Here is a 6499-nt window from a genome sequence, read left to right on the forward strand (position 1 = left end):
CGCATGTGTGCCGTGGCGTTGCGTCAGTCTCGTGTGGGAGTATCGCGCGTCGCCGGCGCTCGCAAAGCTGCTATTCCAGGTTACATCGAGCCGTGCGACCCCACGTTGCGGGGGCATCCGCCGCGCGGCGACGGTTGGGTCTACGAGATCAAGGCTGACGGCTATCGCGCGCAGCTCCACCTTCAAGATGGAGATGTCAACGTCTATTCGCGGATGGGCTTAGACTGGACCGAACAGTTCTCGTCCCTCGCGTCCGCGGCCTGCGAGCTGAACGCGAAGAGGGCGATCATCGACGGCGAGGCGGTGGTTTACGGTAGCTCCGGACTGCCTGATTTTCAGCAGCTCCGGCGCGAGCTCGGCAAGAAGCGCAGCGGCCGTGTGCGCTATCACGCCTTCGATCTCCTGTACCTCGACGGCTACGATCTACGTGGCGCCGCCTATGAGGAGCGCAAGCGGTTGCTGCAGCACCTGCTGAAGGATGCGCCGAAGACCTTCATCTATGTCGTGCCTCTCGAGGCGAACGGCGACGAGATCTTCGAGAAGGGCTGCGAGCTTGGCCTGGAAGGTCTCGTCGCGAAACGCCTTGGTCAGCCGTACCGCTCGGGCCGACAGGAGGCCTGGATCAAGCTCAAATGCAAGAAGAGCGAGACTTTTCCGATTGTTGCGTTCGTGGAAAAGCTCGGAGCGCACCCCCGCAAGATTGCCTCCCTCTACGTCGCTCGTCGGGATAACGGAAAGCTGCTCTACGTCGGCAAAGTCCGCACCGGCTACACGGAGACGACGGCGCGTGAGTTGCGCGAGCGGCTGGATCCGCTGATCCGGCGAACATCGCCATTACACATCAGGGTCAAGAAGCCAAAGGCGACCTGGGTCCAGCCCACCGTGAAAGCCGAGGTGGAGTATGGAGCCCTCACAGACGACGGCCTGCTGCGCGAAGCCGTGTTCAAAGGCCTGCGTGACGACCTCACGCTGCGAAACGTCAAGGCGCCCCGACTAGTGCCCTCCTCCCCCACCCGGCCGAAGCTCGGAGTGCCTAGGGAAAACATTCTGCAACTGCTCCCGGATGCGGCGGTGCCCTCGAAGGAAGAGCTCGCGGACTATTGGAGGCGGGTCTGGAACAAGGCGCTGCCGCATCTCGGCCATCGCCCGCTTAAGCTCGTCCGGCACGTGCACGGCACGACCTTCTACCACAAGGGGCCGCTTCCGAAGGATATTCCCGAAGCCGTACACCAGCTCCGCATCCAAAAGCGCGAGGGAGGCCAAGGGACCCGCCTTTGGGTCGACAGTCTCGACGGCTTTCTCGGTCTGGTTGCGATTGGAGCTGTCGAGCTGCACCCCTGGAATTCGACGGTTGACGAAATCGAACTCGCCGATCGTATCGTAATCGATCTCGATCCTGGCGAACGCGTTGAGTGGGAGATGGTGGTCGACACCGCGCTGGAATTTCGCGACCTGATGAAGCGGGAGGGCTTCGACACTTGGCCCAAGCTCACGGGCGGCAAGGGAATCCATTTGATGGCGCCTCTTGCCGAGCCCATGCTGCACGACCAAACGCATCGCATCGCACGTGGGTTGGTGTCCGATTTCGCCTCGCGCGATCCAGCGCGGTACATCTTATCGGCACTGGCCCAACGCAACGGACGCATATTCCTTGACTACTGCGAAACGGGCGCGGCAGCACCGCTGTTGCCGCCTATTCACCGCGGGCACGCCAAGGCTTTCCAATTGCCGCACCTGTGACTTGGAAACGCGTCGAGCGAGGCGCGAGGCCGGATGCGTTCACGATCGAGCGTCCGTTTCGGGTGAAGAGGAGGTAAGAGCATAGCGGACGCATTCGATCAGTTTTGGCAATGGGTGACAAATCGCCCAGCAGCAGGCCGTGCTTGTGTCGACAGCGTGTGTCGACACATGCCAGACCTCCCGAGCGCATCGACGGCGTGGCTCTGGTTTTCGAGCACTCCCCAGATTAATGGCCGGACAAGCACCTGTAGACGCGGACGGCCCGTCCCTTGCTCTGGTCGAGCAGCTTGACGACCAGCTTCAGTGCCGCGCCGCAGCGGGGGCAAAAGCCGGGTTGGCGGAGGTTCGTCACTCATGCCCGCGCCCGATCGACGTGCGGCAATGACGTTGAACGAGCTCGAACGTTCCGATGAGTCAGCGGCCTACCTGTCCGGCGCGAGTGGGGACTCATCCGCGTCCGCCTCCGGAGACGACTCAATCGTCTTGTGGCCAAGGAACGTGTCGGGGACCGGCAGCTCCAGAACTTTGCGCGCTTCCGCCAGCAGGCGCCGCATTTCCGCCGCGTGCTCCGCGTCGGTCGATAGGGGGTAATAGCATCGGAGCCGATTCGGCAAGGCGCTCTCCTGACATATGCAGGCGGGAGCGCGATCGGTCTCTCAGCCACCGACGCCCACGGGCAGAGCCTTGGCCGGTGATGTGAACTAACGAATATTGCCGGGAAAGGTTGCCGACCGAAGTATCCGCTGAGCCCGATGCCGATGCCGATGCTGATGCCGGTCAGCAAAGCACGATAATTCTTCCGGTTGTCGCTGAACAGGCAGAGCGCTAGGCGCCAAGGAATCGGACGAGGTGGTCGCAGAACGTACTCTCAGCTTCCTCGGCAACGAAGTGACCGCTGTCCTCGACGACCCACATGTCGGTCGCAGCGCGGCGCGACTTGCTGGGCGAGCTTGTCGGGCGACCACCGATGGTCATCACCGGCATGACAAGCCGGCGATCACTCAACGAAGCCACCAGGGCGGCGTCGGCCTTGAGCGCGCGATAAAGGTTGAACCCGGCCGTCATCCCGCCCGGCTTCGCGTAATGCGAGGCGTATTCGGAGATCGCCTCGTCGGCGACCGCGTCCTTGCGATGAAACCATGACCTGATCTGAGCCGCGATATAGTCGCGCTCGCGACCCTTCGTTAGAAGTTCCGGAATCTCGGGCGCCATGTGGAACCCGTAGTGCCATAGGCCGCCGCGATGCGTCCATGTTCTCGGTGCCCGGCACCGAACAATCGACGAGCACCAACTTCGAGAGGGACTCCGGCGCTAGCAGGGCGAGCACGAGCGCCGACTTTCCGCCCATGTCGTGACCGACGAGATGCGTGCGACCGCCCGCTTCCAGTTCGATCAATTGCCGGACGTCCTCGGCGCGATGGTGCGGTTATCGTATCCGGACACCGTCTTCTCCGAGAGGCCCGTGCCCCTGATGTCAAGCGCGATCAAGCGATATCGATCGGCCAGCCTGCGCATCACGCCCAGCCATGCGAAGGACGTTTGTGGCCACCCGTGAAGCAACACGACGTTGGGACCTCAACCTGCGACCCGATAATGAATGTCGCAGCCATTCAAGCGGGCCACCCTGGATTCAATCTCGCCAGAACGTGCGAGCGCCTGCGGGGCCGTTGTGGCGAGGGTCGCGCCGGCCAGGGTCTTGAGGGCATGGCGACGTCCGATGTCCACGAGCATTTCCATTTTCATACTGTCGGCCCCAATTTGGCATGAGGCGGCACTTGGACATGCTGCCACCATGCTGCGCCTGGAAACCACCTCAGCGGGGGGTGCCGGCAAGCCCATTGAGCTCATCGATTACATCATCCGGCAAATCGAGTTCGGCTGCGGCCAGATTCTCGCGTAGATGCGCGACGGACGAGGTGGTGCCGGGGATAGGAAGGATGTTGGGCGCGCGACGGAGCAGCCAAGAAAGCGCCACCTGCATCGGCGTTGTGCCGAGGCGAGCCGCGACACCGGTCAGAGTCGACGATTGCAGAGGGGTGAACCCGCCGAGCGGAAAGAACGGCACGTAGGCGATGCCGTCCCCGCAAGGTCGTCGATCAATGCGTCGTCAGACCTGTGGGCCAGATTGTACTGGTTCTGCACGCAGACGATCTGCAAATCTTGCGTCCTTCCGCGACCTGCGTGGCGGTCACGTTGCTCAGCCCAATATGCCTTATCAGGCCTTGACGCTGGAGATCCGCCAAGACGTTCAGCGGCGCTTCGATCGAGCCCTCGGCCGGGCCATGCCGCTCGATCATGACGCGAAAATTGACGACATCGAGCGCGTCGACCCCGAGATTCCAAGTTGTCGTGGACCGCCTGGGTGAGCTCTTCGCGCGAGAAGGCCGGATTCCACGAAGCGTCTTCGCCACGCCCAGCGCCGATCTTGGTGACGATGACGAGGTTCGTGGGCTAGGGATGCAGCGCCTCCCGGATCAACTGGTTCGTGACGTGCGGGCCGTAGAAGTCGGCTGTGTCGATATGATTCACGCCAGACGCGAGAGCCGCTCGCAGCACAGCCAATGCCGCGGCGCGATCCTTCGGCGGACCGAACACGTGGGGGCCAGCGAGCTGCATGGCGCCGTAGCCGAGCCGCTTCACGCGGCGGTCTCCGAGGCCAAAGGTGGCGGTCGGCTCAATGTTGAGCACAGGTCATCTCCATAAAACCAATGGTCGGTAGATAGACGTTGCCCGTCTGCTCGATAACTGGGTAAATCCGAACGGGTTGTTCGGAGAGGCGAACAGTGAAGGTCGATCTGGGTGAACTGAACGCGTTTGTGACCGTCGCGCGGGCCGGAGGCTTTCGCGACGGAGCTCGCTCGAGCGGGGCCAGCGCGTCAGGACTCAGCGAAGCGGTAACCAGGCTGGAAGCGCAACTTGGCGTCAGGTTGTTGAACCGAACGACGCGAACCGTGGTGCCCACCGAGGCGGGTCAGCGTCTCCTCGAGCGGCTCGGGCCAGCATTCGCCGAGGTGGAAGCTGCGGTCGACGTCGTCAACAACTACCGCGACAGGCCTGCAGGCACGCTGCGTCTCAATGTACCCGTGAGCGCAGTACGCCTGGTGTTGCCCGCTATCGTGCCGCGCTTCCTTGCGGCTTATCCGGTCATTCGACTGGAGGTCGTTGCGGAGGATAATTTCATCGACGTTCTGGCGGCGGGTTGCGATGCTGGCATCCGATACGACGAGCGTCTGGAGCAGGACATGATCGCGATCCCGATCGGACCTCGCATTCAGCGGTTCGCAACCGCGGCCTCTCCAAACTATCTCGATCGCCACGGCCGGCCCGATCATCCTCGCGACCTCCTTAACCACGCTTGCCTTGGCGGTCGTTTTTCGTCCGGTGCGATGGTGGACCCGTGGGAGTTTGAACGGGAGGACGAAATCGTTCGCGTCGAACCCAAAGGACCGCTGCTGGTCATTGTTGGGACGGCGACAGATCTCGCCGTTGCCGCCGCCATCGCCGGTACTGGCATTATCACCCTCTTCGAGGACTGGCTGCGTCCCCATCTCGCCAATGGTCATCTCGAGCCGGCCCTCGAACCATGGTGGCAAAGCTTCTCGGGTCCCTTTCTCTACTATCCTGGCCGACGTCTCGTGCCGGCGCCGTTGCGCGCGTTCATCGACTTCGTAAGGGGTGCACTGTCGCACTCACCGCCTGGAGTGACGCCAACCGCGTAGGCAAGACGTTCGCCAGCAGCGAGAAACGCAAACTTTTGGGTCAGTGACGGCCCGAAGCGAATCCAGCCCCGTGCGGGCACGACATGAGAATATGAGACCCAGTTCACAAGGCGGCAGCGCCCGTATGCGGATCAAAGCCCGAAATCCAGTTGCGGCTCAGCACCAATTGCGACGTGCAAGGACGACAGTGAGACCCCCAAAAGCCGAACCGACTTCGGAAAAGGCATGTTGTCCAGCAGCAGGTCGACTGCCACTTCGGCGAGGCCATCGCGGTCGGCGACTGACGAAGGGAGGGACCGGCTGCGGGTGATGATCTCGAAGTCGGCGAACTTCACTTTGAGAGTCACCGTTCGCCCAAGGGTGTCGGCGGATTCGCAATGTCGCCAGACCTTGTCGATCAGCGGTTCAAGCTCGGCGATCATGGTCTTGGCCTCGGTAAGGTCTGTCGAGAATGGTGTTCTCCGCACCGACGGACTTCCGGATGCGGTTGGGTCGAACAGGCCTTTCGTCAACGCCGCGCGAAATCCAATAGTAGTAGGCGCCCGACTTGCCGAAGTTCGCGTTCATGAACTGCAGCGTCCGGTTGCGCATGTCGAGACCGGTGAATATGCCCAAGGCGTTCATCTTAGCGCTCGTTGCGGGGCCTATCCCGTGGAATTTGCCTACAGGAAGCGTTTCCACGAAGGGCGGCTCCATCTCAGGCGAGATGACGAACTGACCATTGGGCTTGCGGGCTTCATAGCTCGCGGCCGCCACGATCCCGCGCTCTGCCGAGCCGCCCACCGCGACCGGCTTTCCGCGCAGGTCCGGATTGTCGCGCTGTTCCACGGGCGCATAGAACGCATCCATGTCGATATGGATGATCTTGCGGTGGGACGTTCGAGTCGCCTTGCTCTGAATCGGACCGGACCATCGCTAGATTATAGACGATCGAGATCCGGCCGTCGCAGCTCAGACTAGGTCGGCGGGTTCAACTCATCGCCGCAACACATTCTGCGAACTTCTCAGCTGGGGTTTGAAAGAGCAAGGTCTTTCGTGGC

5 protein-coding genes and 3 pseudogenes are annotated in these 6499 nt (G+C 62.2%); 2 read left to right on the plus strand and 6 right to left on the minus strand.

Annotated elements, in window-relative coordinates; all coding sequences use genetic code 11:
* Window positions 1–3: 3 nt before the first annotated feature.
* A pseudogene (gene ligD / locus SO139_RS37195) lies at window positions 4–1817 on the plus strand (DNA ligase D).
* Between the two features lie 748 nt (window positions 1818–2565).
* Here ligD and SO139_RS37200 read toward each other — a convergent pair.
* From SO139_RS37200 to SO139_RS37220, 5 genes and pseudogenes are all read right to left on the minus strand, one after another.
* Window positions 2566–2745: an alpha/beta fold hydrolase family protein gene (locus tag SO139_RS37200; RefSeq protein WP_474801688.1), complete on the minus strand. Its 180-nt coding sequence runs from the start codon at window positions 2743–2745 to the stop codon at window positions 2566–2568.
* On the minus strand, window positions 2738–3136 hold the full coding sequence (locus SO139_RS37205; RefSeq protein ID WP_474801690.1) for an alpha/beta hydrolase: 399 nt from the start codon (window positions 3134–3136) through the stop codon (window positions 2738–2740). The genes SO139_RS37200 and SO139_RS37205 overlap by 8 nt, the downstream gene beginning before the upstream one ends.
* A complete protein-coding gene (locus SO139_RS37210) occupies window positions 3133–3255 on the minus strand; it encodes an alpha/beta fold hydrolase (RefSeq protein WP_474801692.1) in 123 nt (40 codons plus the stop codon). The genes SO139_RS37205 and SO139_RS37210 overlap by 4 nt, the downstream gene beginning before the upstream one ends.
* A 60-nt stretch (window positions 3256–3315) precedes the next feature.
* The gene (locus SO139_RS37215; RefSeq protein ID WP_474801694.1) at window positions 3316–3483 is read right to left on the minus strand and encodes a hypothetical protein; all 168 of its coding nucleotides are present in this window, start codon (window positions 3481–3483) and stop codon (window positions 3316–3318) included.
* Between the two features lie 70 nt (window positions 3484–3553).
* Window positions 3554–4356, minus strand: a pseudogene (locus SO139_RS37220) (oxidoreductase).
* Between the two features lie 167 nt (window positions 4357–4523).
* Here SO139_RS37220 and SO139_RS37225 point away from each other — a divergent pair.
* The gene (locus tag SO139_RS37225) at window positions 4524–5459 is read left to right on the plus strand and encodes a LysR family transcriptional regulator (RefSeq protein WP_498541581.1); all 936 of its coding nucleotides are present in this window, start codon (window positions 4524–4526) and stop codon (window positions 5457–5459) included.
* A gap of 131 nt (window positions 5460–5590) precedes the next feature.
* Here the strand turns inward: SO139_RS37225 and SO139_RS37230 are convergent.
* Window positions 5591–6308, minus strand: a pseudogene (locus tag SO139_RS37230) (DinB/UmuC family translesion DNA polymerase).
* Window positions 6309–6499: the final 191 nt, after the last annotated feature.

The organism is Bradyrhizobium sp. UFLA05-89 (assembly GCF_059803475.1).